Source organism: Nocardia sp. NPDC059228, from assembly GCF_042754245.1.
In the GTDB taxonomy this organism is placed as follows: Bacteria; Actinomycetota; Actinomycetes; order Mycobacteriales; family Mycobacteriaceae; genus Nocardia.
On the sequence record NZ_JBHZAL010000013.1, the window covers coordinates 20,803 to 46,602 of the forward strand.

At 67.1% G+C, this 25,800-nt stretch carries 32 protein-coding genes and 1 pseudogene; 10 read left to right on the top strand and 23 right to left on the bottom strand.

Annotated features, from left to right (window positions below):
* Positions 1 to 20: 20 nt before the first annotated feature.
* Positions 21 to 599: a YdeI family protein gene (locus tag ACFXKA_RS20745; protein ID WP_379428470.1), complete on the bottom strand. Its 579-nt coding sequence runs from the start codon at positions 597 to 599 to the stop codon at positions 21 to 23.
* 77 nt (positions 600 to 676) lie between these two features.
* Between ACFXKA_RS20745 and ACFXKA_RS20750 the strand changes: the two genes are divergently transcribed.
* Entirely contained in the window at positions 677 to 1,915 is a 1,239-nt protein-coding gene (locus tag ACFXKA_RS20750) for a serine hydrolase domain-containing protein (protein WP_379428471.1), read from the top strand.
* A gap of 806 nt (positions 1,916 to 2,721) precedes the next feature.
* A complete protein-coding gene (locus ACFXKA_RS20755; RefSeq protein ID WP_379428472.1) occupies positions 2,722 to 3,312 on the top strand; it encodes a TetR/AcrR family transcriptional regulator in 591 nt (196 codons plus the stop codon).
* Positions 3,313 to 3,527: 215 nt separating this feature from the next.
* Here ACFXKA_RS20755 and ACFXKA_RS20760 read toward each other — a convergent pair whose 3' ends face one another.
* Positions 3,528 to 3,653, bottom strand: coding sequence for a hypothetical protein (locus ACFXKA_RS20760; protein WP_379428473.1), 126 nt, complete (start codon positions 3,651 to 3,653; stop codon positions 3,528 to 3,530).
* Positions 3,654 to 4,515: 862 nt separating this feature from the next.
* On the opposite strand from ACFXKA_RS20760, the gene ACFXKA_RS20765 reads away from it, so the two are divergent.
* Positions 4,516 to 4,674 (top strand): hypothetical protein, encoded by a 159-nt coding sequence (locus ACFXKA_RS20765; protein WP_379428474.1) that lies wholly within the window; start codon positions 4,516 to 4,518, stop codon positions 4,672 to 4,674.
* A gap of 47 nt (positions 4,675 to 4,721) precedes the next feature.
* Here the strand turns inward: ACFXKA_RS20765 and ACFXKA_RS20770 are convergent, their stop codons facing one another.
* Positions 4,722 to 5,090, bottom strand: coding sequence for a hypothetical protein (locus ACFXKA_RS20770; protein ID WP_379428475.1), 369 nt, complete (start codon positions 5,088 to 5,090; stop codon positions 4,722 to 4,724).
* A 154-nt stretch (positions 5,091 to 5,244) separates the two neighbouring features.
* Entirely contained in the window at positions 5,245 to 5,418 is a 174-nt protein-coding gene (locus ACFXKA_RS20775; protein ID WP_379428476.1) for a hypothetical protein, read from the bottom strand.
* 643 nt (positions 5,419 to 6,061) lie between these two features.
* Here ACFXKA_RS20775 and ACFXKA_RS20780 point away from each other — a divergent pair.
* Positions 6,062 to 6,310 carry a hypothetical protein gene (locus ACFXKA_RS20780; RefSeq protein WP_379428477.1) on the top strand — a complete coding sequence of 83 codons (249 nt, stop codon included), beginning with the start codon at positions 6,062 to 6,064 and terminating at the stop codon, positions 6,308 to 6,310.
* A 608-nt stretch (positions 6,311 to 6,918) separates the two neighbouring features.
* Here ACFXKA_RS20780 and ACFXKA_RS20785 read toward each other — a convergent pair.
* The 3 genes from ACFXKA_RS20785 to ACFXKA_RS20795 all read right to left on the bottom strand — a co-directional run bounded on the left by ACFXKA_RS20785 (position 6,919) and on the right by ACFXKA_RS20795 (position 8,916).
* Entirely contained in the window at positions 6,919 to 7,107 is a 189-nt protein-coding gene (locus tag ACFXKA_RS20785; protein ID WP_379428478.1) for a hypothetical protein, read from the bottom strand.
* 393 nt (positions 7,108 to 7,500) lie between these two features.
* Positions 7,501 to 7,812, bottom strand: coding sequence for a hypothetical protein (locus ACFXKA_RS20790; RefSeq protein ID WP_379428479.1), 312 nt, complete (start codon positions 7,810 to 7,812; stop codon positions 7,501 to 7,503).
* A gap of 333 nt (positions 7,813 to 8,145) precedes the next feature.
* The gene (locus ACFXKA_RS20795; RefSeq protein ID WP_379428480.1) at positions 8,146 to 8,916 is read right to left on the bottom strand and encodes an alpha/beta fold hydrolase; all 771 of its coding nucleotides are present in this window, start codon (positions 8,914 to 8,916) and stop codon (positions 8,146 to 8,148) included.
* Between the two features lie 143 nt (positions 8,917 to 9,059).
* Between ACFXKA_RS20795 and ACFXKA_RS20800 the strand changes: the two genes are divergently transcribed.
* Entirely contained in the window at positions 9,060 to 9,887 is an 828-nt protein-coding gene (locus ACFXKA_RS20800; RefSeq protein WP_379428631.1) for a helix-turn-helix domain-containing protein, read from the top strand.
* 71 nt (positions 9,888 to 9,958) lie between these two features.
* Here the strand turns inward: ACFXKA_RS20800 and ACFXKA_RS20805 are convergent.
* Positions 9,959 to 10,099 (bottom strand): annotated as a pseudogene (locus ACFXKA_RS20805) (DUF4158 domain-containing protein); the annotation flags it as partial.
* 134 nt (positions 10,100 to 10,233) lie between these two features.
* Here ACFXKA_RS20805 and ACFXKA_RS20810 point away from each other — a divergent pair.
* Entirely contained in the window at positions 10,234 to 10,374 is a 141-nt protein-coding gene (locus ACFXKA_RS20810) for a response regulator transcription factor (RefSeq protein WP_379428481.1), read from the top strand.
* Between the two features lie 114 nt (positions 10,375 to 10,488).
* Here ACFXKA_RS20810 and ACFXKA_RS20815 read toward each other — a convergent pair whose 3' ends face one another.
* The 4 genes from ACFXKA_RS20815 to ACFXKA_RS20830 form a co-directional block, all read right to left on the bottom strand.
* Positions 10,489 to 10,764, bottom strand: a complete 276-nt coding sequence (locus tag ACFXKA_RS20815; protein WP_379428482.1) for a hypothetical protein — start codon at positions 10,762 to 10,764, stop codon at positions 10,489 to 10,491.
* Positions 10,761 to 11,924, bottom strand: coding sequence for a Rieske 2Fe-2S domain-containing protein (locus ACFXKA_RS20820; RefSeq protein ID WP_379428483.1), 1,164 nt, complete (start codon positions 11,922 to 11,924; stop codon positions 10,761 to 10,763). Before ACFXKA_RS20820 ends, ACFXKA_RS20815 begins: the two co-directional genes overlap by 4 nt.
* Positions 11,925 to 12,062: 138 nt before the next feature.
* Positions 12,063 to 13,205, bottom strand: a complete 1,143-nt coding sequence (locus ACFXKA_RS20825) for an NADH:flavin oxidoreductase (RefSeq protein ID WP_379428484.1) — start codon at positions 13,203 to 13,205, stop codon at positions 12,063 to 12,065.
* Between the two features lie 224 nt (positions 13,206 to 13,429).
* Positions 13,430 to 14,161, bottom strand: coding sequence for a GntR family transcriptional regulator (locus ACFXKA_RS20830; protein ID WP_379428485.1), 732 nt, complete (start codon positions 14,159 to 14,161; stop codon positions 13,430 to 13,432).
* 361 nt (positions 14,162 to 14,522) lie between these two features.
* Here ACFXKA_RS20830 and ACFXKA_RS20835 point away from each other — a divergent pair, with 361 nt between their 5' ends.
* The gene (locus ACFXKA_RS20835; RefSeq protein WP_379428486.1) at positions 14,523 to 15,866 is read left to right on the top strand and encodes a hypothetical protein; all 1,344 of its coding nucleotides are present in this window, start codon (positions 14,523 to 14,525) and stop codon (positions 15,864 to 15,866) included.
* A gap of 464 nt (positions 15,867 to 16,330) precedes the next feature.
* Here ACFXKA_RS20835 and ACFXKA_RS20840 read toward each other — a convergent pair whose 3' ends face one another.
* A complete protein-coding gene (locus ACFXKA_RS20840; protein WP_379428487.1) occupies positions 16,331 to 16,933 on the bottom strand; it encodes a hypothetical protein in 603 nt (200 codons plus the stop codon).
* A 356-nt stretch (positions 16,934 to 17,289) separates the two neighbouring features.
* On the opposite strand from ACFXKA_RS20840, the gene ACFXKA_RS20845 reads away from it, so the two are divergent.
* A complete protein-coding gene (locus tag ACFXKA_RS20845) occupies positions 17,290 to 17,583 on the top strand; it encodes a hypothetical protein (protein WP_379428488.1) in 294 nt (97 codons plus the stop codon).
* On the opposite strand, the gene ACFXKA_RS20850 is transcribed toward ACFXKA_RS20845, so the two are convergent.
* The 10 genes from ACFXKA_RS20850 to ACFXKA_RS20895 all read right to left on the bottom strand — a co-directional run bounded on the left by ACFXKA_RS20850 (position 17,580) and on the right by ACFXKA_RS20895 (position 23,794).
* The gene (locus ACFXKA_RS20850; protein ID WP_379428489.1) at positions 17,580 to 17,876 is read right to left on the bottom strand and encodes a hypothetical protein; all 297 of its coding nucleotides are present in this window, start codon (positions 17,874 to 17,876) and stop codon (positions 17,580 to 17,582) included. The two genes, ACFXKA_RS20845 and ACFXKA_RS20850, sit on opposite strands and share 4 nt — an antisense overlap.
* Entirely contained in the window at positions 17,873 to 18,211 is a 339-nt protein-coding gene (locus ACFXKA_RS20855) for a hypothetical protein (RefSeq protein ID WP_354833076.1), read from the bottom strand. Before ACFXKA_RS20855 ends, ACFXKA_RS20850 begins: the two co-directional genes overlap by 4 nt.
* On the bottom strand, positions 18,208 to 18,594 hold the full coding sequence (locus ACFXKA_RS20860) for a hypothetical protein (RefSeq protein ID WP_379428490.1): 387 nt from the start codon (positions 18,592 to 18,594) through the stop codon (positions 18,208 to 18,210). The genes ACFXKA_RS20855 and ACFXKA_RS20860 overlap by 4 nt, the downstream gene beginning before the upstream one ends.
* A complete protein-coding gene (locus ACFXKA_RS20865) occupies positions 18,594 to 19,205 on the bottom strand; it encodes a hypothetical protein (RefSeq protein ID WP_379428491.1) in 612 nt (203 codons plus the stop codon). The genes ACFXKA_RS20860 and ACFXKA_RS20865 overlap by 1 nt, the downstream gene beginning before the upstream one ends.
* A 30-nt stretch (positions 19,206 to 19,235) precedes the next feature.
* Positions 19,236 to 19,577: a hypothetical protein gene (locus ACFXKA_RS20870; RefSeq protein WP_379428492.1), complete on the bottom strand. Its 342-nt coding sequence runs from the start codon at positions 19,575 to 19,577 to the stop codon at positions 19,236 to 19,238.
* A 202-nt stretch (positions 19,578 to 19,779) separates the two neighbouring features.
* Positions 19,780 to 20,844, bottom strand: a complete 1,065-nt coding sequence (locus ACFXKA_RS20875) for an ATP-dependent DNA ligase (RefSeq protein WP_354833068.1) — start codon at positions 20,842 to 20,844, stop codon at positions 19,780 to 19,782.
* Positions 20,841 to 21,941, bottom strand: coding sequence for an ATP-dependent DNA ligase (locus ACFXKA_RS20880; RefSeq protein WP_379428493.1), 1,101 nt, complete (start codon positions 21,939 to 21,941; stop codon positions 20,841 to 20,843). The genes ACFXKA_RS20875 and ACFXKA_RS20880 overlap by 4 nt, the downstream gene beginning before the upstream one ends.
* A 51-nt stretch (positions 21,942 to 21,992) precedes the next feature.
* The gene (locus ACFXKA_RS20885; protein WP_379428494.1) at positions 21,993 to 22,388 is read right to left on the bottom strand and encodes a cold-shock protein; all 396 of its coding nucleotides are present in this window, start codon (positions 22,386 to 22,388) and stop codon (positions 21,993 to 21,995) included.
* A 43-nt stretch (positions 22,389 to 22,431) separates the two neighbouring features.
* A complete protein-coding gene (locus ACFXKA_RS20890) occupies positions 22,432 to 23,535 on the bottom strand; it encodes an SPFH domain-containing protein (RefSeq protein ID WP_354833064.1) in 1,104 nt (367 codons plus the stop codon).
* Between the two features lie 37 nt (positions 23,536 to 23,572).
* Entirely contained in the window at positions 23,573 to 23,794 is a 222-nt protein-coding gene (locus tag ACFXKA_RS20895; protein ID WP_354833062.1) for a hypothetical protein, read from the bottom strand.
* Positions 23,795 to 23,954: 160 nt separating this feature from the next.
* Between ACFXKA_RS20895 and ACFXKA_RS20900 the strand changes: the two genes are divergently transcribed.
* Both ACFXKA_RS20900 and ACFXKA_RS20905 read left to right on the top strand, forming a co-directional pair.
* Positions 23,955 to 24,128: a hypothetical protein gene (locus tag ACFXKA_RS20900; protein ID WP_354833060.1), complete on the top strand. Its 174-nt coding sequence runs from the start codon at positions 23,955 to 23,957 to the stop codon at positions 24,126 to 24,128.
* 89 nt (positions 24,129 to 24,217) lie between these two features.
* Positions 24,218 to 25,795: a DHA2 family efflux MFS transporter permease subunit gene (locus ACFXKA_RS20905; protein ID WP_379428495.1), complete on the top strand. Its 1,578-nt coding sequence runs from the start codon at positions 24,218 to 24,220 to the stop codon at positions 25,793 to 25,795.
* Positions 25,796 to 25,800 lie beyond the last annotated feature (5 nt).

A 25,800-nucleotide genomic window follows, 5' to 3' on the forward strand; every position in this document is an offset into this window, starting at 1 on the left:
GCACCCGGAATCGGCTGGTTTCAGTGTGATTCGAGGCTGTCGAGCGTCTTGTCGAGGCGCGAAGCGCGGGTTGTCGCGGTTCTCGCCCGCAGCAACTCCAGCACGATCGCATACTGGCGGGTCCGGTCCAGGGCGTCGAACACCTGCCGGGCGCGGGGCCGATCGGCCAGCGCGGCAGCCAGATCCGGCGGCACCGTGAAGTTCGCCTGCGACGGGTAGGCCGCGGCCCACCGCCCGTCCGCGCGGGCCGCTTCGACCTCGGCGAGTCCCGGCGCGCGCATGCGCCCGGCGGCGGTGAGGTGGGCGACCTTGTCGACATTGACCTGCGACCAGTGGCTGCGCGGGCGGCGCGGCACATACTTCTGCAGGTAGTAGTCGGCGTCGATGGCCTTGCGCTGCCCGGAGATCCAGCCCCAGCACAGCCCGACCTCGACCGCCTCGTCCTCGGTGAGCGTGGCGATGCCCGAGCCCTTCTTGGCCATGCGGATCCAAACCCCTTCCGGGCGTGCGTGATTGGCTTCGAGCCAGGTGTCGAAGGCGGCGGCGTCGGGGAAGGTCACCGGATCCATGACCGTCACTGTGGCAGACGGCACCGACATTCGAACTCTCCACCACGCCGGAAAATTGTCCCAGACAGATCTGGTCGCGGTGGCCGCCGCGCCGCTACCGTGGATCGATGACGACCTCCAGCTCCGCCGCCGCTGCCGGACTGCCCACCGGGGTGCACGGCACCGCCGAACCCCGATTCGACTCCGCCATCACGACTTTCGCCCGCGTCTTCGCCGGCCGCCGCGGCAACGGCGGCGCACTGGCGGTCTACCAGCACGGCGAACCGGTCGTCGATGTCTGGGCCGGCGCCGCCGACGCCCACGGCACCCCCTGGACCGCCGACACCGGCGCCATGGTCTACTCCGCGTCCAAGGGTGTCTCGGCGACCGTGCTGGCGCGGCTGGCCGACCGCGGCCTGCTCGACTACTCCGCGCCCGTCGCCGAATACTGGCCCGAGTTCGCCGCCAACGGCAAGGCCCGCACCACCGTCACCGAACTGCTCAGCCACCGCGCCGGCCTGTCGGCGCTGCCCGCCGCCACCCCCGGCGAGGTCCTCGACCACGAACTCATGGAAGCGCGCCTGGCCGCCGCGAAACCCGACGACCTGCTGGGCACGCCGATCTACCACGCCCTCACCATCGGCTGGCTCATGAGCGGGCTGGCCCGCGCCCTCACCGGCCGCGACATGACCCAGCTCTACCGCAGCGAGGTCGCCGACCCCCTCGGCGTCGACGGCATCCACCTGGGCCGCCCGCCCGCCGGGTCCCGCACCCGGCCCGCCCACCTCGTCGGCTCCCTGAAAACCCTTGCCGAACGCAGCATCCCGGCCCCCGTCGCCGCCGCCGTCCCACGCCTGCCCCGCCTGCTGCGTGCCCCGCTCTCCTCGATCTACGTGCCCGGCCTGGAATCCATCTTCCGCGGCGACGACCCCGCCATCCTCGACACCGCCCTGCCCGCCGGCAACGCCGTCTGCACCGCAACGGCATTGGCGAAAATGTACAGCGCCCTGGCCTGCGACGGATATGTCGACGGCCGCCCCTACCTGTCCACCCCGACCGTCCGCGAACTCGAACGCATCCGCACCTACCGCCTCGACCGCAGCCTGCTGGTCCCGTTCTGGCACCTGGGCTATCACAGCCTCCCCGCCGCGCGGGCACCCCGCGGCTACGGCCACGTCGGGGCCTTCGGCTCCACCGGCTGGACCGACCCCCGCTCCGGCATTTCCGTCGGGTTCGTCCACAACCGCATGTCCCTGACCTGGAGCCCCCTCGACCAAACCCTCGTCGTGGCCCTGCTCCACCTCATCCTGCGCGCCGCCCGCGAACCCGCCCTCGACATCGGGCAGCCCACCGCCGGCGCCGCCTGAGCAGGCCGCGACGCGAAAAGCCCTACGACACAACACGATCGGGGGTCGGATCGTGTCCGCGACCGGAATCCTGGCAGCCCCGCGTCTCTGTCGCTCGGGCCGTGTCACCGCCAGGCGTCCGTGGTTTCGGTGCGAGGCCTCGGGCCGAGCGGTGGGCAGTTGCGGCAAGGGAATCACCTCGGTTCGTCATCGATGTGCACACCGATCACCCTGCAGCGCAGGAACTTCTCGATGGCGGTAGTGCCCGCGACGAGCTGACGCTGCGGGTCGGCGAAGTCGAAAGGCTTGGCGTGTCATGTTGATTCACCCATACCGTGTCGACGTCGACGCGTTCGGCAATCGAGGTCGCGTAATCGGCATGGCGATTCCATGCCGAGGCGCCGAGGCGGTGTGAGCGTCCTTCGAGCAGGTGGAGACGGTTTCCGGGTCGTCGTAGCACTGCCGGAAACACCGGTCCACAGTGTTTGTTACACGGCGGCGGCGTGATCACGGGCCAGTGTGGGCTCGAGGAAGTGTCCGGGTGTGCTGGTGCCCCGGGCCGCCCGACTGCGAGCAGGACCGCGCCGCGGCGCAGTGCTGCTCGCAGGCGGCTCTGTGCATGGCGCAGATGACCCCGGCTGCACAGAGGTCCCATCGATGTCTTCGGGTCTCTGCCGCCACTCTAGGCTTTACGTAACGGTGTGTTACATAACTACTCGCGTGGTGGTAGGTGGTCTGAACAGGCCATATCTGCGAGGTTGCCGACCTCTGCACCCGGTCGCTGCCCGATTCAGGCCCAGAGAAACGTAGCGTGATTACATGCAACTATGAGTGAGGGAGCGGGGCCGCGGATGGGCTGTCCACGGGACGAATCGAAGGATCAGGCCGTGCTGGTGGCGGCTCGTCGGCTGCTGGCCGAGGTCGGTTACCAGCAGACGGCGATCGCGGCGATCTCACGGCAGTCGGGTGTGAATACGCCGGCGATCTACCGCCGCTGGCCGACTCGGGAGGCGTTGATCGAGGAGGCCGTGCACGGCCCCGGCGGGCATCCGCTGCCGATGGAGACCGGTGACCTGCGCGAGGATCTGAAGACCTGGGTCCAGATCTTCCTGGCCCGCGCAGCGCGCCCCGCCGCGCGCGCGGGCTTCCCGGGTCTGTTGGCCGACACCCGGACCGAACAGGCACGGGCTCGATTGACCGCCCTGGGTGCGCCTGTGCGACAAGCATTTTCGGACTTGATCGACCATGCCGTGCAGCGCGGCGACATCAGCGCCGATGTCGACACCGAGTTTCTGTTCGATCTCCTGGCCGATTCCACATCCATGCGCGGGCTGCGACGCGGGCTCGACGACGCCGACGCCTACGTCGAAACCCTCGCCGGCGCACTCTATGTGGTCGCGGCACGACACGGCCCATGAGGGGCCAGTGACGAGAAAAGTCACGGTTAGCGGCTGTGGGCGTGGCCGGCAGAACGTGCCGGCGGGCGATGAAGACATCGATGCTGCCGTAGCGCGCAAGGATCTGCGCGAGCAGTTCGTGCACGGTCGATCCCACCAGATCGGTCATGTCACCCCATTACGGTTCACCGACCGGCCGGGCAGGTTCTGTGCGGCATGCTGCACGACAATCTCGATCAGGCAGCCAATTCCGAGAAATCGGTGACCTTCCGTGCCTGGGCACTCTTGATTCGTGCCACCAGCGCGGTAATCCCGCGTCGCTGGACGGCGATGACGAGGCCCTGACCGGGTACGTCGGCCAAAGTACATCTCGTATGCCCCCAATTACTGCCGAGGACCCTCAGCTCCACTGCAACCCCACCTCACCAGCAAGAACAGAGTGTGTTGTGGGTCGCCATTCACCGCCGTACCCGCACCCAGCCTGCACCGCAGCTCACTCACCAGCATCGCCACATACGTCAGCCCTTCAATCGAGAGGTCCTCGCAAGACTCACCGATTTCAACGACCACCTGCCCAGAGTCGTCGCACATCACGCTGGCGACAGCCACGAATCCAGCTGGCGGCGCAGGGATTGAAAAGTTGACCAAACCTACCATGGAGGGCGCGGTGACGACCCACCTTCGAAACCACCAGTCGCCCTTCCGGATCGGCGCAGGATGAGGAGACACCTTCACGCGTTGCGCAGCTCTCAGATACTGATCGTCATCTTCACCCATCGTCTCCACCATCCCCGTACAGAACTGCCTACCAGGCCAACTGCCAGCGCACCACACGACGGAGATTCTCGGCACAGCCGTTCCATGTTCATCAGATCTAGGAGAGGAAGGCCCCGTCACCGCCGTCATGGCTCGTGAGGGCCAGTGACGCGAAAAGTCACGTTAAGCGGCCCGCAGGCGCCCCTTGGATTCCGGAATGCGTTGCCTGGCAGCATGTTCCTTCGCAGTTCGCGGCATGCGACATCGACGCTGCCCACCGGTGTCGGCAGCGGTCAGCCCGCTTCGTTGTTGGGATTCTCAGGCCCGGAGGAACCCGGTAGGGCCTGCCGCTGGTGCGCGCCGCACAGCTCGCGCATCCGATGGCCCGATCGTACTGTCTCGCACCGACATCGGTGTACCCGCCCCGGCGCCGCGGTGATGCGGCCACGACCACCGACGACGGCCTCGATGTCGCGCAACGCACGCTCGGCCGGGATCGACCATGGCGGATGGCTCGAATGCTGGGTAATGCCGGTCGAGCAGATCGACAATTACGACATCCTGCAGATATGGCTTCCGCCGCACGCAGCGGATGCCCTCGTAGTCATTTCGGCCGAGCAGGGCTAGCAAGCAGAAGGGCCCGCGCTGCCGACATGGCTGCCGCGCAGACTGATTCAGCCCTTCAGGTCGTGTGCGACCTGGACCAGGAATGCGGCTACCGCGTAGACATCGGCGGTCCCGAGGAGTTCTTGCTCGGGGCTCTGCTTCACGAAACTCATTTCCAGGGTCCATGTCCCGTCATAGACACGGACCTCCGTCCAATTCGGGAACGGCGTGCCCACACGGGCCTTGTCCTCGAAACCAGCGACAGGTCGGCAGTCGGTGTCCACGTCCGGCGGCCCGTCGTCGATCCGATCGTTGACCGCCTGGAGCATGCCGATCCGGTCCTTGCCGTCGTGGAAGCTGCCGCAGATGGTCGACCAGCCGACGATCCCACCAGGCTCGGTGTTGCCACCGGGGCCGTCCGTGCGCGCGGCGTCCATTCCCAGCCCATGGAGGGGAAGGACTCGTAGCGGCTACAGAGCGTGGCGGCGTCGTATTTGGAGGGCTGGGTGAAGTGAACCGACGAGCCGGACGGCGAGCAGCCGACGATCCCGAACAGCACCGAAATGACAAGAACGACAACGCGTGTGGCTCTCATCGGCGTCGCCGCGGTCGCCGCCGGGGCGATTGCTTGCTGAACTGGTCGATCAACTGCTCGTAGGCCAGGCGCTGTTCGGCGGGCAGGTCGCTGATGTACCGGATCGACCCGCCGGCGCGTTCCTTTTCGCGCTGCTGCCACAGCAGATCGAACCCCGCCCCCGGATCCACACCGTGCCTGCGCTGTACCCGAGCAAGCTCGCCCGGGCGGCCCCTCCATTCCAGCTACGTCCAGAAGCTCAAACCCCGCCCCTCGTATCGTCGAAGCCCGCCGGTCGCGGATCATCGACCCGGATCGTAGCCGCCGCACCGTGATCCGGTCACCCGCGCAAGCCCACCGGCAACCGCCGGAAGCCCGACGTTGTGTCCGTCCGGACCGAATGCCGGTAGGTCAGTGCTCCGCGCCCGGATCGCCCCGATCGGGGCCGGATTCCCCCTCGAGAAGATCTCGCTCTATTTCGCCGCCCCGCTGGTGGGTCACGACGGGATATTGCCGCCTCACCCCGGATAAGTGCGGTTATCCCAGGTAACCCGCCCGGATGCCCTGGTCACCCGGTTTCCGGGCCGGATTCTGCCCGACCGGCACCACCCGGGGCCCGTTCCTGCAGGACGACCCGTCACGGTGACGGAACCGCCGGGGCTCCGGGGACGATGCCCGACCGGGCCGGTGACGGCGTTCGGGCCGCCACTGCCGCGTCTCCACACTGGGCACGCCCGCGGATTCCCTCCAAGTCAGAGACGAGTAGTGCGCTACGCATCCGGTCGAGACGGCCAACTGCTGTGATTGAAGGGCAACCAACACCAGGAGGGGATCATGGCCAACGTTCAGGACACTGTCACGGGCCACAAGCTGTTCGAGAAAATGATCAAGGTGCCGGGGATAAACCGGTTCAACTCGGTCTTCGCCTCGATAACGGAGATCGACACTCAGGGCGTACCAGGCATGGGACTGGCGACTCTGGCCATCAACCAGGTTGTCCCCATTGACAACGCGGTGATTGTTCGTGGCTTCATCGAATGGGATAGCGACCTCATGGTTCGCATCAGCGTCCTCGCGCCGTGACTCAGACAGTCGTGTGCAGCGCCTGATCAGGCCGCGTCGCGGAGAGTGCGCCGGCTGCTGTGGTGCAGGGCCAGCACGTCCCCCACCCGGAACACGGTCCCCCACTCCTCCACGCAGCCGTTGCGTCTCTCGCGTCGGCGCGGTCGCCGGCGCTACGGCTGCCTGCGAGCCCTTGCGGCCGGAGGTCGGCGTGGTCGATCAACTGCCGTTGGCCATGCTGCTGATCACTTGAAAGTTCGCCGGTACCGCGTCCCGGACGGCGCTGTCGGCGCTGCCGAAGTATTCGCGCATTCGCGTACGCGCACGGACATAGGCGGTTGCTGGTGGCACGAGTGTCGTTACACGCCGCCTCGCCTGGTGGCTCATTGTTACGAAACTCCAGGCCGAGCGCGGCGGGTTCGGGGTTCGGTCCGCACTGGTCGGCATCCGGTGATGGTGCGCCGCAACCGATCTGGCCCACATCTGGCACAGCGTTCGGTACGACCGCCGACGCCAGCGCGCGGACGTCGATGTTGCGATGCGCCTGCACGTGTGTCCGATTGTGGTGTCCGAAGGATGGGCGCGGGAAGCCGCATCGACCCCAGGAGTGATGGTTCCGGGCTTTGTTCCTAGAAATGTTCTCCTGACTCGCCATTCGAGTCGGCCCATGAGGGCCAGTGACGAGAAAAGTCACGGTTAGCGGCTGTGGGCGTGGCCGGCAGAACGTGCCGGCGGGCGATGAAGACATCGATGCTGCCGTAGCGCGCAAGGATCTGCGCTAACAGCTCGTGCACGGTCGATCCCACCAGATCGGTCATGTCACCCCATTACGGTTCACCGACCGGCCGGGCAGGTCCGACTCGGTGCGCGTCGTCCGGCTGTCGCGGGCATGGACTCGACGGTCCGCCGCGGCGGCGGCCCGGCGCGTAGACGTGTCGTGATGCATCCACCCGATATCCGGCGCCGAAGCCGCTACGACCGGATATCCCTTCGCATCGGCCACCTGCGTGTTCGGGGATCCGTGCGATGGCCCGGGGTACCGGACTTGAATCGCCGAAAGTCCAACGGATTTGCCCGGCAGGGGAATCGACCTGCGGTCCCTGCCGCCGCGGCGGATGGGGATCTTGTCGGGTGTGTGGAATCTGGTCCGGTGAGGTGGTGAGCTTGGTCTACTTGAGCTTGGAGATTCGCCTTGGACGACGACTACGACATCAGCGCAGCGTCACCGACGGTTCGAAGCTCGGTGGCGGTGCGCTCACAACAGTGAGGACCAGACCATGGCTGAGTTGACCGACGGCACATACGAGATCGTCAACAAATCGATAAATCTGGCGATAGGGCTCGACCGGGGGGACGGGGTCAGTGTGGTCCCTATGGAGCCCGGTGAAAACGACGGGCAGCATTGGCAGCACTGAACGGTTCAGCTGACCAAGGGAACCTCTGGTTTCCAGATCACCAACAAACAAACAGGCGCCCAGCTCGCACTCGCTGCAGTTCAGGAAGGCGCCCGTGCCGTGTGTCATAGTCAGAGTTTTACGTGGGGGATCGACGGCGAGCCAGGCCCTGATCAGCCGCTGATTGTGGGTGTGCCGGGCACTCGGCTGTTTCTGTGCCCCTGGCCGGCGGACGCGGACGAGCACACTCTGGCTATCGAGGTCCGGTCACCTTCTGGAGAAATGTCCGCCTACTGGCGCTTCCAGCCTGTTGGTTAGTCGCCACGGGCAGAACGCATCGAAGATGTAGCACCGATCGGGTAGACCGCCGCCGGCCGACCGCCGTCGTTGCGGGTCGACGGCGGCACAGAGACAGGCCCACCTCGTCAAGGCCGGCGCCGGTCTGACCGAGCCCATCGCCGGTCAGTCGAGGAACTCACGGACCAATTTGACGAAAACCGCTGGTTGCTCGGCCGTGAGCATGTGGCCGGCGTCCACCTCGGTGTAGGCGGCCCCCGGGATCAGCGCGGCCATTTCGCGGGGGTTCGCCACGGAGACCAGGGCGTCGCGAGTGCAGGCGATGACCAGTGTCGGGGCCTGGATTTCGGGCAGGACGTCGCGAACATCGAGGCGCAGATCGAAGTCGAGCTGGCGCAACCGGCCCGGACGGGGCTGGTAGGCGGTGGCCAGTTCTTCGACGCCCGCGGGATCGAGGGTCGCCACATGGGCGGGGCTGAAGGCGACCAGCATCGCGTAGCGGGCGAACAACTTCGGGTACGGGGCGAGACCGCGGAACACGGTGATCGCATTTCGGAAGTATTCGTCGCCCTGTCCCGCGAAACCCGCGACCAGGATCAGTCGGCGCACCAGGTCGGGCCGCCGGGCGGCCAGCGCGGCGACCACCGGTGCGCCCATCGAATGCCCGACCACATCGGCGGGACCGCCGCCGACCGCGGTGATCACCGCGGCCAGCTGGTCGGTGAGGATGTCGACGGTCAGCTCACCGCCGTCGTCGCGGGCGGCGTCGCTGCCCGAAAGATCGGGCAGGACAACCGTATTGGTCTCCTCGAGGGACTCCGCCACACCGTCCCAGCCCCTGGAACCGCGGCTGGTGCCGTGCACCAGCACCAGCGGGCGGCCCGCACCCAGCGTCCGGTACGGCACCCGGGCGGTCCCCACTGCTATCTCGTTCATGTCCATCTCCGTTCTCGTTGCCGACGACGGCAACGTTGCCAGCAGGAGGCGGCCACGACGAGGGGAGCGGAGTCCCTAGGACGCGGGCTCCTAGCCTGCGCGGCAAGATCATCGGGCGGGTCGCCAAGATGGAGGACATGACGATCGACCGCGCCGAACTGGCCGACTTCCTGCGCCGCTCCCGCGAGCGACTGCGGCCCCACGAAGTCGGATTGACCGCGGGGCCGCTGCGCCGCACCCCCGGTCTGCGGCGCGAGGAACTCGCGCATCTGTCCGGCGTCTCGGCCGACTACGTCATGCGTCTCGAGCAGGCGCGCAGCTCGCAGCCGTCGACCCAGATCCTGGCCGCACTGGCTCTGGCCCTGCGGCTGACCGCCGACGAACGCGACCACCTGTACCTGCTGGCCGGGCATCGTCCGCCCGAAAGTCCGCGCGCGGGAACCGAAATCCGTCCTGCCCTGCGCTATCTCCTCGACCGGCTCGGCGACACCCCCGCGCAGTTGCTCACCGACTTGGGCGACCTATTGGCCCAGAACCAGCTGGCGGAGGCTTTGTTCGGCCGCGTCCTCGAACTCGATCCGCTGCACCGCAACATCGCGTGGCGCTGGTTCACAAACCCGTCGGTTCGCGCGGCGTACCCCGCCGAGGATCACGACCATCAAAGCCGCCTCCGGGTGGCTGACCTCCGTGCGGCCGCGGCCCGGCGCGGCTATGACGAGCCCGCCACCGCGCTCATCACCCGCTTGCAGAGCGAGAGCGAAGAATTCGCGGCTCTGTGGTCCCGGCACGAGGTGGCCGTCCGCCGCGAAAGCCGAATCCGCATAGTCCATCCCACGGTCGGGGCGATCGAATTCGACTACGAGATCCTCCACACCAATTCCCCCGACCAGCGCCTGCGCCTGTTCACCCCGCCGCCCGATTCGCCGACCGTGGAGGCGCTCGAGCTTCTCACCCGCGCTCTCGACCGTTAGGCGCAGCGGCCGGCCAGCAGGTGCGGCAACAGCGGGGCGGTGCCTGTCTGCCAGGCCAGGATGTCGGTCGCGGCGAACCCGAGCCGGTTGTAGTCGCGGCGTCGCGCCGCGATCAGCCGACGATCCTCGTCGTCGAGATGGAAATACCGCTCCAGCTTCACCCCCGACAACACCCCGAACCGGCCATACGCCGACGAGCCCTCATCACGCACAGCCGGACATGAAACCAGCAGCAGCCCAACGCCGTTGCAGATTTCACCCGACCGCCGTCAGAACAAGCAGACCGCTCCGTAGACCGCTAAGGCTACTTCTTGCACGGCTGTCCCTGAAGGGCCGCATAGCCAGGTTGCCGAGTTGGTGGCCCTGGGGCGACAGCAATAAGCGCATTGCCAGCGAACTGGTCATTTCCGAGAGGACGGTCGAGACCGACATCGAACACATCCTGGTGAAGCTGGGATTCACCACCCGCACCGAGATCGCCCGGTAGGTCCACACCCGCACCTCGTAGCCGCCCGCCGGGCATTCGTTCCCCGCGCAGCACGAACGATGAGCCGGGCGACCGCTGGCCGCCCGGCCCATCGGGAGGTGCTAGAAATACCGATCAGCGCGTGCTGTGTTCGTCGGCGGACTCGGGGTCTAGAACCGGCAGCGTGCCGGAGAGGGCGGCCGCGTCGATGCTGGCTTTCAGCGGGGTGCACGTTGCCGAGTCGGGTGTGGTGGATTCACGCGTCAGACACGCGAGCCGGGAAGCTTCGCTCCACTGGATGCTGGTTTGCTGCCAGCTGCTTTTGCGGACGTGCACGACCGCATCGCAGGCCTGGCAGCGTATCGGGTTCATCGGCGTGGTGGCGAGCCGGTTGTCTGCTCGGATAGTCACGACACGACCTGCTGAGCGGTGTTACCCGCGAGGTTGTCGGCCACTTCTCGGCGCCAGATCTCGTTGGGTCGGCTGGTATCGAGTTCGAATTCGAATCGTTGAACCATCTCCGGTTCGATGTCGGAGACGTCCACGTAGAACTGCTGGTACCAGCGGCGCAGCTGGTACACGGGCCCGTCCTCCTCGCATAGCAGCGGGTTGTCGATGCGGGTCTTGTGCCGCCAGATCTCGATGTCCTGTTCGAAGCCGAGCCGCACGGTGTCGACCATCTTCTGCGCCAACGTCGCTGCGGCCTCTGGGTCGTTGTCCATGTCGGCGGGCTTCTGCATGCTGATCCCGTACTGGAGCACGAACCTGTTCGCGTCGACCGGATAGTGGCAGTTGATCAGAACGGTCTTGGCGTCGCCGTGCTCGTAGTGGTAGAGCAGGTCGTCGATCATGAACGACGGCCCGTGATAGGTCGCCACCGACGTGTTCCCCAATCGACGCGGCGCGTCGATCGCCTGCTCCTGCGGCCGTAGATCGTCGCGGCCGACACCGTTTTGCAACTGCACCGCGGTGTGGCCTTCGAAAATGTTCTTGAAGTACGTCGGGAACCCGTAGTGGATGTAGAAGAAGTGCGCCATGTCGACCATGTTGTCGATGACCTCACGGCAGTTGGTGTCCACGACCTGCTCGTACCATGCCCAGCTGGTCCATTCGGGCGTGCCCGGTCCCTCGATGTGGGGGATCGCCTGCTCGGAAATCGGCGGGTTGCCTTCGGGGTCGTGCCAGACGAACAGCATCCCGTTCTGCTGCATCGTGTGCCATGCCCGGGTCCGAGCCAGCGGCGGGACCCGGCGCGCGTAGGGAATCTGTGTGCAGCGGCCGTTGCCCGCCCACCGCCAGTCGTGGAACGGGCAGGCCACCTCATCGCCTTTGACGGTGCCGCGAGACAGATCTCCGCCCATATGCCGACAGTAGGCGTCGAGGATGTTCACCTTCCCGGCAGTGTCGGCGAAGACAACCAGTTTGGTGCCGAAGGCTTGCACCGAATGTGGTTTCCCGTCACTGTATTCGGCCACCAGGCCGAGGCAGTGCCAGCCCCGCGCGAACCGGGTCGGCGCTGCCCCGGCGTCGATCTCGCGTACTTCGTTGGTGGTTTCGGTGGTAGCGGTCATCGATTATCACTCCCTCGGTCGGTGCCCACACGACCTGTCGTCGCGGGGCTGCGATTTCCTGTGCGGCAGTGGACGATTGTGGCCACCGCCGCGATCGGCATCGCGGATCTGCGAATTCGAAACAGCGGGTAGACCGCTTCAGGTGAGGACGGCTTCGTGGACGGCCCGGTTGTAGGAGGGCAGCTCGGTGCGCTGTCGTAGGGTGCTGGCCAGTCGGGGGTCGGCCAGGTGGAGCCGACCGATCGCGATGAGATCGAATTCCCCAGCAGCCATGCGCCGCTCGAGTTCCGGGATGTTGTCGTGGCTGGTGGCTTCGCCGTCGATTCGGCTCTCGCGCAGCGACTTTCCGAGTCCCACACTGCCCACGGCCATCGTGGTGGCGCCGGTCAGCTTCTTGGCCCACCCCGCGAGGGACAGATCGCTCTCGCCAAATGCGGGGATGTCGAACCGGCGTGAACTCGCATCCAGAACATCGGCACCGGCGTCGACCAGGGCCCGCAGGATGATGGCGAGCTCGGCGGGGTCCTCGGCGATGCGGGCGGTGTAGTCCTGCTGTTTGTGCTGGGAGAACCGGAACACGATGGGCAGATCTGGGCCGACCTGTTCACGGATCGCAGCGACCACCGCGGCGGGGAATGCGGTCCGGCGGACGAGGTCTCCGCCCCAGGCGTCATCGCGGGTATTGGTCGACCGCCACAAGAACGCGTCGAGCAGGTAGCCGTGGCCGCCGTGGATGGCGACGCCGTCGAATCCCAGGGCGCGGGCGTTCTCCGCGGCTGTGGCATATGCCTCGATCACTTCTACGATGTCGGCTTCACTCATGGGGGCGGTGGGCTCGAGTGCCCGGCGGACATAGTCGTCCGGATACGACGTCGTTCCCATCGTGCCCCACACCCCCGACGGCCGCATCGGTTTCAGCCCTGGTTCGACCGGCCCCATCGCACCCCACAACGGGCCGACGTGCCACAGTTGGGGGACGATCTTCCCACCCGCCTCGTGCACCGCGTCCACCACTCGCCGCCACCCGTCGAGGGCATCTCGACCGTGCAATCGGGGAACCGAGGGCGAGTCCACCGAAGTCTGATGGCCGATCGCCACACCTTCAGTGACGATCAATCCGGTGCCCCCTTCGGCGCGGCGCCGGTAGTAGTCGGCGACATCTGCACCGGGCACCCCGTTAGGTGAGTGCGCCCGCGTCATGGGTGCCATCACGATCCGATTCGGCACCTGTAGTGCTCGTATGTTCAAGGGGCGGAAGAGCGGGGACAACGCACAGTTCATTGTTCGCATTCACTTTCACCGACAGACTCAGCCAGGCCGTTGCGGGACCCGTCGATCCCGATGGCGGGACCTCGGCACCGGTCGAGCGCCTAGTCATCTAGACATCTAGATGTCATAACTCTGTGGGTGTTCAAGTGGCGCGTCAATCAATTTCCCACTCAGTGAGGCACAGCAGAGCGCTGCCGGCTCACGGCCGGGCGTCGTCCCCGGGGCGACCGCTGCGACTATCGAGGGAAATTCAGAACGAAGCTCGCGCTGTCACCCTTGATGCGTCGACGGGTGTAGAGAACCGGCGTCCCGTTCGGGCCGCTCGATACACCTTCGCGCACGAGCAACGGGCTTCCCGTGGGCACATTGAGGTGTTCCGCGTCATACAGATCGGCGCCGACCGCGCTGAACTCGCGCCAATCGGCCCACAATTGAAAACCCAGCATCTCGGCCACCGATACCGCGACGTTGCCCCGCGTCCGTGGCGGCCGGAAGTCTGCCGGCACAAGCGATTTCGGCAGCCAGTAACTGTTGACCGACCAGGTCCGACCCTCTATCGAGGCCAGGCTGTCGATCCGGACGAGTTCGGAGACATCACACCGTAGGTGCTCACCTGCACGACGATCGAGCACCGAGTCGGAACCCTCGACGTGCGCGAGCACCTGCTCGTCCGCACCAGGCCATCCCGACACCGGCAACGCCATCGGGCGCTGCCCGACCATCGACTGCTGGGTCTCGGCGTTCACACCGATCGTGGTTCGTACGGTGGGCTCTCGGACGAACGTTCCAACACCGCGGCGAATCACGATCGAACCTGCCCGGTCCAACTCGGCCACGGCCTGGCGTGCGGTGAGCCGGTTGACGGCGAACTCCGCCGCCAGTTCCGACTCACTCGGCAACCGGCTTCCCGGTTGCAGCTCTCCGGAATCGATCCGTGCTTGCAGGGCGCGCGCCATCGCCAAATACACCGGCGCACCGCCTCGTCCTCTCGACACAGCCGCATCCTACGGATGCACCCTCCTATCCGGCCGGGCAGGCCATCGAGGCATTTGCCGCCCAGAAACGGGTGAGCGGTCCCGCTGAGCGGGAGCGATGCAAGAGACATCTAGACATCTAGCTGTCGGGGCGTGATTCTGGTCGCGTTCAGCGGCAGCTCATGGCGAGCGAACGCCACTCACCATCGCGTCAGGATCACCGCCCGAAGGCGTTGACCTTGACGCTGCCGACCCGTTCGACCGAAAAGGACATCGCGTGAGGAACAGAATGAATAGCCGACAGCGAAGTCGGAGCCAGAATTCGGTCCGCAGGGCCGCGATCACCGCACTGGCGGTGAGCTCCCTGGTTGCGGGGCTCGGCACTCAGGTCGCCGCAATCGCCGGCGCCGATCCCAGTGGACACGGGAACCCGAGTGCCCTGACGACCGGCGCTCAGAAGGAAGTCGAGGCCCATGCACGCCAGGTGCTGGCGACGCCCACCATGCAGGCCGCGATCGAGAAGGTCAAACAGCTCTACGCCGCCGATCCGGTCGGCTCCACGTCCACCGGAAAAGCGACCATCGACCGAGCCGCCAACTCGATCGGCGCCGCAGCCGTGATGTCGGCCATCCCCTGGTCCCGTACCAGCAAACCGGTTCCGGTATGGGCCACCACCGCCGCGCACGACTACCGCGGACTGTCCATGCCGAACTCGGGCTTCGGCATCGAGAATCCTGACAACGTGTATCGATACGCGGCCTTCGATCCTCAATCGACATACGAGATCCACGGCGTCCGGCACAACCCGGGCCCAGTGCAACTCAACTTCGAAATGCGCGACGGCATCGCGGGCACCACCGCCTTCACCCCTGAAGCGGGCACCCAGGTCGACTCACTCAGCGACGACAACATAACTTTCGCCACCGACGGCAGCTTCACGATCACGGTCAGCGCCGACGGCCGATCCGGCACTCCCAACCACCTACTCATCCAGAAGGACAAACCCTCCTGGCTGATTGTGCGCGACCTACTCAACGACTGGGCCACCGAGAACCCCGTAGACCTGGAAATCAAGCGGGTATCGGGGAAGGCGGCACCGTCGGACCCCTCGACCGACGACCTTGCCAACCAAGCCGCCCAGATTCTGTCGACCATCGCGCCGTACTGGCTGAAGTACTTCAACACCTACATCTACCCCCAGCCCACCAACACGCTCGCCCCTGTCCGGGTCCGCCCCGGCGGGCGCGGGCAGTCCACCTACGGATCTTTCGACCTCGACGACGACCAAGCGATGGTGATCACCCTCGACCCGACCGGGTTCAAGTCGATGGGCATCCAACTCACCGACCCCTGGGCGGTGGCCTACGAATACCGCACCAAGACCAGCAGCCTCAACACCACCCAGGCCACACCCAACCCTGACGGCACCTACACCTACGTGATCAGTAAAAACGATCCCGGCATCGCCAACTGGCTCGACCCCGACGGGCACCCCGCAGGCCTACTCTCCCTGCGATGGCAACAGTCCATCCCCGGCCAAACCACCTCGCCGAACCAGGCCGTGCGTGACCTGGCGATCGTAAAGCTGAGCGACCTGCCCTCCAAGCTGCCGCCCGGATCCCCCACGGTGACACCGCAGCAGCGCGCTGATCAGCAAGCCGGCCGCGCCACCGCCTACGACCACCGCATCACGGGATAACCCGATCCGCAAATGTGACGAAACCCCACCCGGATCACCGGGTGGGGGTTCAGTACGTTTCGCAAAAGCGATACGTTGAATCGGAATTCGACAACTGCCCCAGCACCCGCCACCGATGCCCGGTCGGTTCACACGCCACCGTCACACCCGCGAAACCAGCCCTGACAGCGTGCTCGGCCGCCCAGTCCAGGCCAGCACCAAGATCCCAGGCACGACACCGCCAAACGCGCATTCCGGGTGCGATCACCCCGGGACACGCCACTACCGTTACCCATGGAACGTCCCCCTACCGCGATGGGACACCAAGCCCGACAAGCGCACCAGGAGGACGTTCCCCACGTCCACACAACCGAGGCGCAGAACGTCTTTCCATACCGAATCGAGGGCGTTCCGAGCAGGCGACCAAGAGGCAGTATTGATCGCAGCGGCGTCGTCCTTCCCCGTCGGCCCTACTACCGATCGTCTCACGGCCCGTCGACGTACCAGGCCGGCGCCGGTTCGACGGACTGCAGCAGACCCCAATCGATATAGGCGAAATAGCGCTGCCGACACCCCGCGTCGGGATCGGTTGCCGTGAAAGCGACTACGTCTCCGACCGCACCGAATCCGTCAACGTAGTCGACTGGGCCCACGCTGGAATCTCGTAACTCGTCGGACGTGCACGACCAGGGAGTCAGATCTGCGACAGAGTCGATCCGCGGCTGTGGTAGCTCGGGTCTGCGAAGCAGTCGCCTGAACATGTTGTATCCACGATGGAGTTCCATGAACTCGACCTGCAATCCCGACCAGAACGAGAGATCCCACCGCGCATAGCGGATCTCACGGCCGTTGTGGCGTTCGGTCCGATTCGAAGTCGGTGCGCCCCAGGCCGTTACGTACTCGTCGATCGATCTGAAGTTGTTGATCGCCTCTCCGTGGAACCAGCGCTTCTGGGCGATCGCGGAATCGATTCGGGTCGCGCCGATTCGATCGAGCAGATCCGCGGCCTGGTCAGGAGCGCTCCTACACATCGGGTGAAGCATCGCTAGTTGATAGTCATGCAGCGTCGTGACAGGTTCGCCGGCCATCGTCCCTCCCCGTCGGCAGAATCCCCACCGAACCTACCAGCGGGGCGACGCACACTGACATGCCGCATACCGCCCTGATTGAAGCGGCCAAAGCCGCCGGCCGGTGCACCGAACAGCTCCGCACAACGATTGAGCCCCCGCCCGGCAACCGGATGGGGCTCAATCAGCTCTCGGGCCTCTCGCCAGCCTCAAGCGCTACCTGCTCTTAGACGGTGAAGCCGCTCCGCCTCGGAACTCGACTGTGATTCCACCCTGTCTCCACACGGACAACTCCCACAGCGCGCCGGCGGTGTCGAGATCGGCAGGCCCGGTGGTGGCGGTCGGTTTGTCGGTGACCAGACCTATCGTGTGGGCGTATGACCGATATCGCTCCTCTAGCCTCCGCCGCGCGGGCGGTGTTCGGCGACCCGGGTGTGCACGCCGTCGTGCGGTCCGGGCGCACCGTGCACGCGGTCAGCCTCGGGCACTGGGTCGAGGGTGAGGAGGTTCCGGAGCTGTTGTGCCACACCGGTGTTGCCGGGTGGTCGCCGACTGCGCTGGAGCCGACCCGGGCGGAAGTCACGTGCGCCCGGTGTCTGCGCAAGATCGGGGGATCGGTCGCTTCGTCGCGTCAGCTCGCCCTGTTCGGGGACGGCAGCCAGGACGGCTAGGTGAGGGTGTCGCTGAGGTGGGCCAGCAGTGCGGCGCGGTGGCGGGCGGCGGCGGTGGTGGCCGCGGTGATGGTGGCCAGGATGGCGGCGGCGGCCTGGTCGGGTGGGTGGGCGGTGATCGACTCGGCCAGTGTCAGGGCGGTCAGGGTGCCGTCGCCGGCAACCGCGGCGGTGATGGTGCCGTGCAGGCCGGCGGCGTGGCCGGTGACCCGGGCCAGGCCGTCGGCGGCGAGGGTGAGGGCCTCGAGTTGGTCGCCGACCTGGGCGATGAGGGCTTGCATGTCGGCGCTCATAGGGCACGCACCCAGCTGTGCGGGGTGGTGTCGGCGGTGGGGGCGTCCAGGCGGGCGAGTTCGGCGGCGACGGTGTGGGGGTCGGGCAGGCCGAGGCGGTCCAGGAGTACGTCGGCCAGGCCGAAGGCGGCCAGGGCCTCGCGGCGGCGGGCGCGGGCCAGCAGCGTGCAGCGCTGGGCCAGGCGCACGATCTCGGCGGCCAGGGCGGCGGCGCCACGGCCGTATTCGGCGGCCTCGAAACGGAGTTCGATGATCTGGCCGGCATCGGTGGCGGTCACGGTGATGGTGCGGTTGCTGCTGGTGGTGGTGAACACCGGAACGTCGGGGTCGGTCATGGCTGAGCCTTGATCTGGATCGTGAGAGTCACCGAATACTCGGCGGCGGAATGCTTTTCGATCTCGTGGTAGGTGGTGTGCGTATCGATGCGCGCGGTGCCCGCCTCGGTGGTGGTGTCGGCCCCGAGCACCGGATCGGTGGCCGCGAGCGGGCCCTGCAGGGCCGCGGCGTGCTCGGGATCGTCCCACAGGGTGGTCCGGTGGCCGGGCTGCGCGGTCGGCAGCTCGTCCCAGCTGTGATCGCGGATATCGCCGGTGACCTCGAATTCCTCGGTCTCGGTCGGGGCCGCGTCGGGGCCGGGCGTGGGCACCGCGACCGGGGTGCCGGGCGGGGGCACGATCGGTCCGCCCGCGAAGCCGGGCAGGTCGCCGAACAAATTCATCAGATCGTGCCCGCCTGTCGGTCGCGCTGTGTGGTGATGTCGTTGTCGAGCGGCAGGCCGGTGGGCACGGTGACCCCGGCCTGGTCGATGCTGGTGATCCGGGCGGTGAGGGCGTCCATGCGGCCGTCGGCGGCCTCGGCCACGCTCACCCCGTCGCGCACGTAGTCCGCGGCCAGGCTCACCACCGAGTCCAGATCCGCTTGCGAGCGTGCGGCTTTCACCAGCGGCGTGGCCTGCGCCCGGAAATCGGCGATGAGGACGTCCAGGTCGGCGGCGGCCTCGTCGCGGGTGGCGTAGGCCGAGGTCACCAGCGGCGCAAGGGTTTCCGCCACGTCGGCCAGGGCACCCACCTCCTCGCCCGTTCGCTTCAGGACCGGCACCGCCGCCGCTGCGGTCTCGGAGGACGCCAGCGGCGTGATCCCGCCACGGTGGGCGTCCACGGCCGCGCGCACGGTGCCCGCCACCGCCGCCAGCGCCGCCAGCGCCGTCCCGCCGGGGCGGGTCCCGTCGCCCAGGGCCGCACGCAGCTTCACCAGCGGCGCGACCAAGGCTGTGACCAGAGCGGGTTCCTCCACCGCGGTGAGGTCTCCGCCCTGAATGCCGGTCTGCATATCGGTTGTCCCCCTGATCCTCTGACGGGCCTACGCCTGGATCTCGTCGGTGCCGGGGACGGCGCCCGCAATCGTGGCCGCGGACTCGGTGTCCACCCCGCCGAGCACGGTCCCCCAGGTGGCGATGGCCTGGCCGTAGGTGCTGGTGAGCGCCGACGCGGTCTGCAGGTGGCCGCCGTGGGCGCTCCAGGCCGCCGCCCAGGCCGCGGCGAACCCGTTGCCGAGGGTCCCCAGCCCGGACAGGTCCATCCCGGCCACGGCGTGCGCGTGATCCTTCGCGGTGCCCAGCAGGGCCGCGGCGGCACCGGCCGCACGCACGTACCCGGCGGCGGCCGGGTGGTCCCACGCCACGCGTTCGATATTGCCGTCCATCGAATGTCCCTGCCTGTCGGTGGTGTGTCGGAAGCTGTTCGGACAGCACGACATTCCAGATATAGCCCGAGCCGTCGGCGTTGTCGCCGATGACGGTAACGCCACAACCCGCCGTCCGCCACCAAGAGACATCTCACAACCGCGCAGCCCCGGCGAGTGCGGCTCGTCGGGGCTGCGCGGTGAGAGTGCTACCGGCACACCGCTATTCGGCGGTGTCCTTGCGGGCCTTGCTCGGCTGCACGCGCGGCGGCTCGCCCGGCATCTTCGGATAGACCGGCGGCCAGGGCGCGTCCATCAACCCTGCGGCCATGTCCTTCTCCGACATCTCCAGCAGTGGTTCCAGGGACTGGGGGACACGATCGGCCCAGGGGTCACCCAGTTCGGCGACCCGGGCCGGGACCGTCGCGATGGTCAGCTCGTCGGGGACGATCGTCTCCAGCGCCTCCCACGAAATCGGGGTGGACACCTGCGCGCCGACCTTCGGGCGGACACACCAGGCACCGAAAACCGTTTTGTGCGGGGCATTCTGGTTGAAATCGACGAACACCCGCGAACCGCGCTCTTCCTTCCACCAGGCGGCGGTGATGCGGTCGGGGTGGCGGCGCTCGAGCTCACGGGCCAGCGCGACCGCCGCGGCACGGACCTGATAGCCGTCCCACTCCGGTTGCAGCAGCGCGTACAGGTGCAGACCGCGCGAGCCGGAGGTCTTCACGCGCACATCGATACCCAGTTCGGTGCACAGCTCGCGGGTGGCGAAGGCGGCCGCGCGCAGATCGTCGAAACCGATGCCGGGGGAGGGGTCCAGATCGATACGCAGCTCATCGGTCACACCGGTCGGCGGCAGGACAGTGCCGGCCGCGTCCATGACCGGCGGAAACGTGGAGGCGGCCTCGGCGCCGGCACGGGTGGGCCAGACGTGGAAACCCAGGCAGCCCAGGTTCACCGCCCACACGATGTGCGCCATGTCGACTGCGACCAGCGCGTCGCTGGTGGTCCCGTTCGGCGTCGACACCACCGTGGTCTGCAACCAGTCCGGCACCGACTTCGGCACGCGCTTCTGGAACCAGGACTTCCCCGAGGCACCATCCGGATACCGTTCCAGCAGCACCGGCCGCCCGCCGATGGTCCGCATGATCGGATCGGCAACGGCCAGATAGTAGTTCACCAGATCGAGCTTGGTTTCCCCGCGCTTGGAGAAGTACACCTTGCCCGGATTGGAGACGCCGACCGTATGCCCGGCCACCTCGAGCTCCACCGAATCGCTCACCGCGCAGTCCCTTTCGCGTTCCTGGCGTCGGCGAAGATGTCGGCCAGCTCGGCGGGGGCCACCTCGTCGAGCTGGGCGTAGGTACACGATTCGGGGGTGCGGTCGGTGCGGAACCGCACCAGCCGGCCACCGTGGCGCAGCCGGCCCGCCATCACATGCTCGTAGCGCACCTCGGCCACCAGCTCCGGGCGCAGCGCCTCCCACGACAGATCCTTGCCGCCGGTCCAGCGGCTCACCCCGCCCGGCATCTTCCCGTCCGCCTTGGCCTGTGCGGCCGCATCGGCCCACGACCGCCACGGATGCTGTTCGAGCGCGTTCTCGCGCAACGGTTCCAGCTCACCCACCAGTTCGGTGCGCCGCGCCGCGGTGAAACTCGACGCCACCCCGACGTGATGCAGATTCCCCTCGTCGTCGAACAACCCCAGCAGCAGCGACCCCACCCCCTGCCCGTCCTTGTGCCAGCGGAACCCGGCCACCACGCAGTCGGCGGTCCGCTCGTGCTTGATCTTGAGCATCACCCGCTTGTCCTGCAGGTACGGCAGATCCGCCGCCTTGGCCATCACCCCGTCGAACCCGGCGCCCTCGAACCGGGTGAACCAGTCCGCCGCCACCTGCGGGTCCTCGGTCATCGGCGTCAGATGCGTGCCCGGGGCCTGCCCGTCGAGCACGGTTTCCAGCATCCGCCGCCGCTCGGCGAAGGGCCGATCGGTCAGATCCTGCTCGCCCAGCGCCAGCAGGTCGAAGCCGACGAAGCTGGCCGGTGTCTCCACCGCCAGCTTCTGCACCCGCGAGGCCGCCGGATGCAGCCGGTTCTGCAGCGTGTCGAAATCCAGGCCGTTCTCGGTGACGACCACGATCTCCCCGTCCACCACGCACTTGTCCGGCAGCGCCCGACCCAGTAGTTCCACCAGTTCGGGGAAGTACCGGGTCAGGGGCCGGTCGTTGCGGGAACCCAGTTCGATCTCGTCGCCGTCGCGGAAGACGATGCAGCGGAAGCCGTCCCATTTCGGTTCGAACAGCAACCCCGGGTCACGGGGCAGCTCCGAGACCGATTTGGCCAGCATCGGTTTGACCGGTGGCATGATGGGCAGTTGCACACGACCTCCTCGGTTCGCGATGGACCCGAGACCGATCGTAATGCGAACCGGTCAGTTCTCGATCCACCCGTGCTGATCGGCGAAGGCGGTGAGCCGGTCACGGATGGTGATGATCTCCGCCGCGGTCAGCTGCGGCGAGGCATCCAGCAGCAACTCGGTGATCAGCCGGCGATGCTCGGCCGCACTCATCTGCCCCGACCCGCGATGATCCTTGCCCTTGGCGTGCCGCACCGGAGCCGACTGCCCCGGCACCACCGACAGGTTGATCGCCTTGGGGCCCCGATCACCCTCGGTCACATCGAATTCGAACACCCGCCCCTGGCGCAACTCGTCCTCGTCCAGCCCGATGTCGTTGACGTGCACGAACACATCCGGACCACCGTCTTCCGGACGGATGAATCCGAAACCCCGAGAACTGTCGAACGACACCAATTTCCCGATGGACACCTAAACACCCGCTCCTCGTCGCCGCGTCCCTCTGGCGGTCACTCTAGTCCGCGGGCTGATCATTGTTGGAGGAAAGTGCCTTTTGCAACGAATTGAAGACCGTCAGCCCCTGGCCCACCATGCCGTTCACGATCTCCGAGACCCCGTCGGGGCCGTTGAGCACGGTCAGATTCGCCTTCGACAAGCCCACCGACGCCTGCTTGACGATCTCGGGCAACTGCTCGATCAGCAGCTGATCCAGCGCGATCCGGTTGTTCGACGCCGCCGCCTCGGCCTGGATGCGGGTGCGATCGGCCTCGGCCTCGGCCAGGATCCGCACCCGATCCGCCTCTGCCCGAGCCGGTTTCACCACCTCGGCCTGCAACTGCTGCTCGCGCAGCTCGGCCTGCTTGCGCGCCTGCTCAGCCTGCGCGGACAGCACCTCCTGCAGGGCGGTGGCCTGCGCGAGCGGACCCGCCTGCGCCGCTTCGGCATTGGCCTTGTCGATATCGCGCTGATACTGCGCCTTGAGGATCGCGGTCTCGCGCTGATACTCGGCCTGCTTGCGCTGGGACTCCTGCTCGGCCTGGGCCGCCAGCTGCGCGGCCGCGGCCTGCGCGATCTGCGCGTCACGCTTGACCGCGGCATTGTGCGGGGCGGCCAGGGCCGCGATGTAGCCGAGGTTGCCGTCGTCGATGTGCTGGATCTGGAACGAGTCGACCCACAGTCCGATATTGCTCATCTCCACCTTGGAGGCCACCAGCACCTCGTCGGCCAGTTTCTGGCGCTCTCGGATGATCTCCTCCACCGTCATCGAGCCCACGATCGAGCGCAGATGCCCGGAGAAGATGCGCCCGGTCAGCACGCTCATCTCGCGCTCCTGCTCGGACAGGAACCGTTGTGCCGCATTGACGATCGACTGCGTGTCGTTGGCGACCTTGAACGCGATCACCGCCCGCACATCGAGCTGGATGGCCTGCTTGGTGACGCAGCGTTCGCCGATCTCGGCCTCGAACATGGCCAGCGACAGATACCGCACCTTGCGGAACAACGGCACCACCCACGCGCCGTGCCCGATGATCACCCGGAACGGTGCGTTGTCCTTGCCGCCGCGGCCGCCGCTGACCAGCATCGCCTGGTCCGGCGCCGGAACGTGGTACCCGAGCATCGCTGTCTCCCTCTACTCATGGAAAGAAGTTCTCGATCTATCGATCGCCCGGAAGGGGAATCCACGCAACAACATCGACGATGCGCCCCGGATGCACGGCCACGACGAGCACGGTCGCGCCGGCCGCCAACGGCTCCTCGGCGCGGGCGATGTAGAGCTCGGTTCCCCCTCGAATAGCGACCTGCACTTCACCGAGGAGTCCCTTGCCCCGGATCGGCGAGGTCAGCGTACCGGTCAGGCCCACTACCGGGTCGGTCATCGCGAATGATCTCCTCGACTGGATCGCTCGAGAACGCCAGCGTACGCGCGCCGCGGGGCCCGACCGGGGCGCCCGGGAAATCGCCGGACATTTGCTACTGCTGGGTATGATCGGTTGATCCGGCTCCTGGCGACCGTCGCGCTGCAGAGAGGATCCCCTCGTGAGCACCGATCGCATCCCCGTCGATCCCGTTGATTCCGAGGGCAGAAGCGATGTGCGCGAACCGGATCCGGGTGACCCCTCCGAGTTCGAGATGCGGGCCGAGGCCGCCGCCGACGCGGCCGCGGAGAACTTCTACGACAATGACGACGGCTGGCCGCCGCCGGCGGAATGAGACGCGATGGCGATGCCGCCCGGATGCGGCCGAAACGCCGATATCAATATGTGCTGGTTTCGTAACCGACCGGCTGGCAGGCTGAAGCGGTGACCACCCCTCCGGATACCGTGGCGGCCGATTCCGCCGACGACAAACTGGACATCGGCGTCTTCAAAATCGCCGGTGTCGTGGTGCTCGGCGCCATCATGTCGATCCTCGACGTGACCGTCGTGACCGTAGCGATCCCCACCTTCCAGCACGACTTCGACACCACCTACGCCATCGCCGCCTGGTCGATGACCGGCTACACCCTTGCCCTGGCGACCGTCATCCCGCTCACCGGCTGGGCAGCCGACCGCTTCGGCACCAAACGCCTCTACATGATGGCGCTGGTGTTCTTCGTGCTCGGCTCGGTGCTGTGCTCGACGGCCTGGAACATCGAGTCCCTCATCGCCTTCCGCGTCCTCCAGGGCCTGGGCGGCGGCATGCTCATGCCGCTGGGCATGACGATCATGACCCACGCCGCGGGCCCGCAGCGCATCGGCCGCGTCATGGCCGTACTGGGCGTGCCCATGCTGCTGGGCCCGATCGGCGGCCCGATCCTGGGCGGCTGGCTGATCGAATCCTTCAGCTGGCACTGGATCTTCCTGATCAACCTGCCCATCGGCATCATCGCGCTGATCCTGGCCTTCGTCGTCTTCCCGCGCGACAACCCCGAACCCTCGCAGAGCTTCGACTTCCTGGGCATGCTGCTGGCCTCACCCGGTCTGGCCGCCTTCCTCTACGGCGTGTCCTCGATTCCCGGTGAGGGCACCGTCAAATCGGCCAAGGTGCTCATCCCCGCGATCATCGGCCTGGCGCTGCTGATCGGATTCGTCTTCCACGCCCTGCGCACCGAGCACCCGCTGATCGAACTGCGGCTGTTCCAGAACAAGCCGCTGCGCTTCGCGGTGATGACCATGACCCTGTTCGCCATGGCGTTCTTCGGCTCCGGTCTGCTGCTGCCGTCGTATCTGCAGCAGGTGCGCGGGGAATCGACCCTGGCCGCCGGTCTGCTCATCGCCCCGCAGGGCCTGGGCGCCATGCTCACCATGCCGATCGCGGGCCGGCTGGTCGACAAGATCGGGCCCGGCAAGATCGTGCTCACCGGTATCACCGTCATGGCGGTGTCCATGGCGTTCCTGACCCAGGTCAAGGCCGACACCCCCTACACACTGCTGTGCGGGGTGCTGTTCGTGATGGGTCTGGGCATGGGCTGCACCATGATGCCGACCATGACCGCCGCCATCCAGACGCTGACCCACAGCGAGGTCGCGCGCGGGTCGACGCTGATGAACATCGTCAACCAGACCGCCGGATCCATCGGCACCGCAACCATTTCCATGGTGCTGACCAGCCTGCTCAACCGGGGCGACACCCTGGGCGACAAGGGCGTGCAACTGCCCCCGGGCGCCCCCGACCCGTCGCTGGCCAACGCGGCCATCGGGTCGCGCTACAGCGGCCAGCTCGCGCAGCTGCCGCACACCCTGCTCGGCGAGGGCTTCGACCTCGCCGCGCGCGCCTTCGCCCACACCTTCGTGGTGGCGCTGTGCCTGCTGGCGGCCACCTTGATCCCGGCGTTCTTCCTGCCCCGCGCCAAACCGGCCGCACCCGCCGAGGCCGACGTGCCCGTCGCGGTGCACTGACCCGA

Excerpts from the sequence above, each read along its gene's own strand:
- ACFXKA_RS20745 (WP_379428470.1), bottom strand. The coding sequence starts at position 599 with ATGTCGGTGCCGTCTGCCACAGTGACGGTCATGGATCCGGTGACCTTC.
- ACFXKA_RS20825 (WP_379428484.1), bottom strand. The coding sequence starts at position 13,205 with ATGAACTGTGCGTTGTCCCCGCTCTTCCGCCCCTTGAACATACGAGCA.
- ACFXKA_RS20865 (WP_379428491.1), bottom strand. The coding sequence starts at position 19,205 with ATGCAGACCGGCATTCAGGGCGGAGACCTCACCGCGGTGGAGGAACCC.
- ACFXKA_RS20820 (WP_379428483.1), bottom strand. The coding sequence starts at position 11,924 with ATGACCGCTACCACCGAAACCACCAACGAAGTACGCGAGATCGACGCC.
- ACFXKA_RS20755 (WP_379428472.1), top strand. The coding sequence starts at position 2,722 with ATGAGTGAGGGAGCGGGGCCGCGGATGGGCTGTCCACGGGACGAATCG.
- ACFXKA_RS20890 (WP_354833064.1), bottom strand. The coding sequence starts at position 23,535 with ATGCTCGGGTACCACGTTCCGGCGCCGGACCAGGCGATGCTGGTCAGC.
- ACFXKA_RS20845 (WP_379428488.1), top strand. The coding sequence starts at position 17,290 with ATGACCGATATCGCTCCTCTAGCCTCCGCCGCGCGGGCGGTGTTCGGC.
- ACFXKA_RS20840 (WP_379428487.1), bottom strand. The coding sequence starts at position 16,933 with ATGGCCGGCGAACCTGTCACGACGCTGCATGACTATCAACTAGCGATG.
- ACFXKA_RS20750 (WP_379428471.1), top strand. The coding sequence starts at position 677 with ATGACGACCTCCAGCTCCGCCGCCGCTGCCGGACTGCCCACCGGGGTG.
- ACFXKA_RS20855 (WP_354833076.1), bottom strand. The coding sequence starts at position 18,211 with ATGACCGACCCCGACGTTCCGGTGTTCACCACCACCAGCAGCAACCGC.
- ACFXKA_RS20790 (WP_379428479.1), bottom strand. The coding sequence starts at position 7,812 with ATGACACACGGCACGGGCGCCTTCCTGAACTGCAGCGAGTGCGAGCTG.
- ACFXKA_RS20895 (WP_354833062.1), bottom strand. The coding sequence starts at position 23,794 with ATGACCGACCCGGTAGTGGGCCTGACCGGTACGCTGACCTCGCCGATC.
- ACFXKA_RS20850 (WP_379428489.1), bottom strand. The coding sequence starts at position 17,876 with ATGAGCGCCGACATGCAAGCCCTCATCGCCCAGGTCGGCGACCAACTC.
- ACFXKA_RS20780 (WP_379428477.1), top strand. The coding sequence starts at position 6,062 with ATGGCCAACGTTCAGGACACTGTCACGGGCCACAAGCTGTTCGAGAAA.
- ACFXKA_RS20860 (WP_379428490.1), bottom strand. The coding sequence starts at position 18,594 with ATGAATTTGTTCGGCGACCTGCCCGGCTTCGCGGGCGGACCGATCGTG.
- ACFXKA_RS20765 (WP_379428474.1), top strand. The coding sequence starts at position 4,516 with ATGTCGCGCAACGCACGCTCGGCCGGGATCGACCATGGCGGATGGCTC.
- ACFXKA_RS20785 (WP_379428478.1), bottom strand. The coding sequence starts at position 7,107 with ATGACCGATCTGGTGGGATCGACCGTGCACGAGCTGTTAGCGCAGATC.
- ACFXKA_RS20870 (WP_379428492.1), bottom strand. The coding sequence starts at position 19,577 with ATGGACGGCAATATCGAACGCGTGGCGTGGGACCACCCGGCCGCCGCC.
- ACFXKA_RS20770 (WP_379428475.1), bottom strand. The coding sequence starts at position 5,090 with ATGGACGCCGCGCGCACGGACGGCCCCGGTGGCAACACCGAGCCTGGT.
- ACFXKA_RS20795 (WP_379428480.1), bottom strand. The coding sequence starts at position 8,916 with ATGAACGAGATAGCAGTGGGGACCGCCCGGGTGCCGTACCGGACGCTG.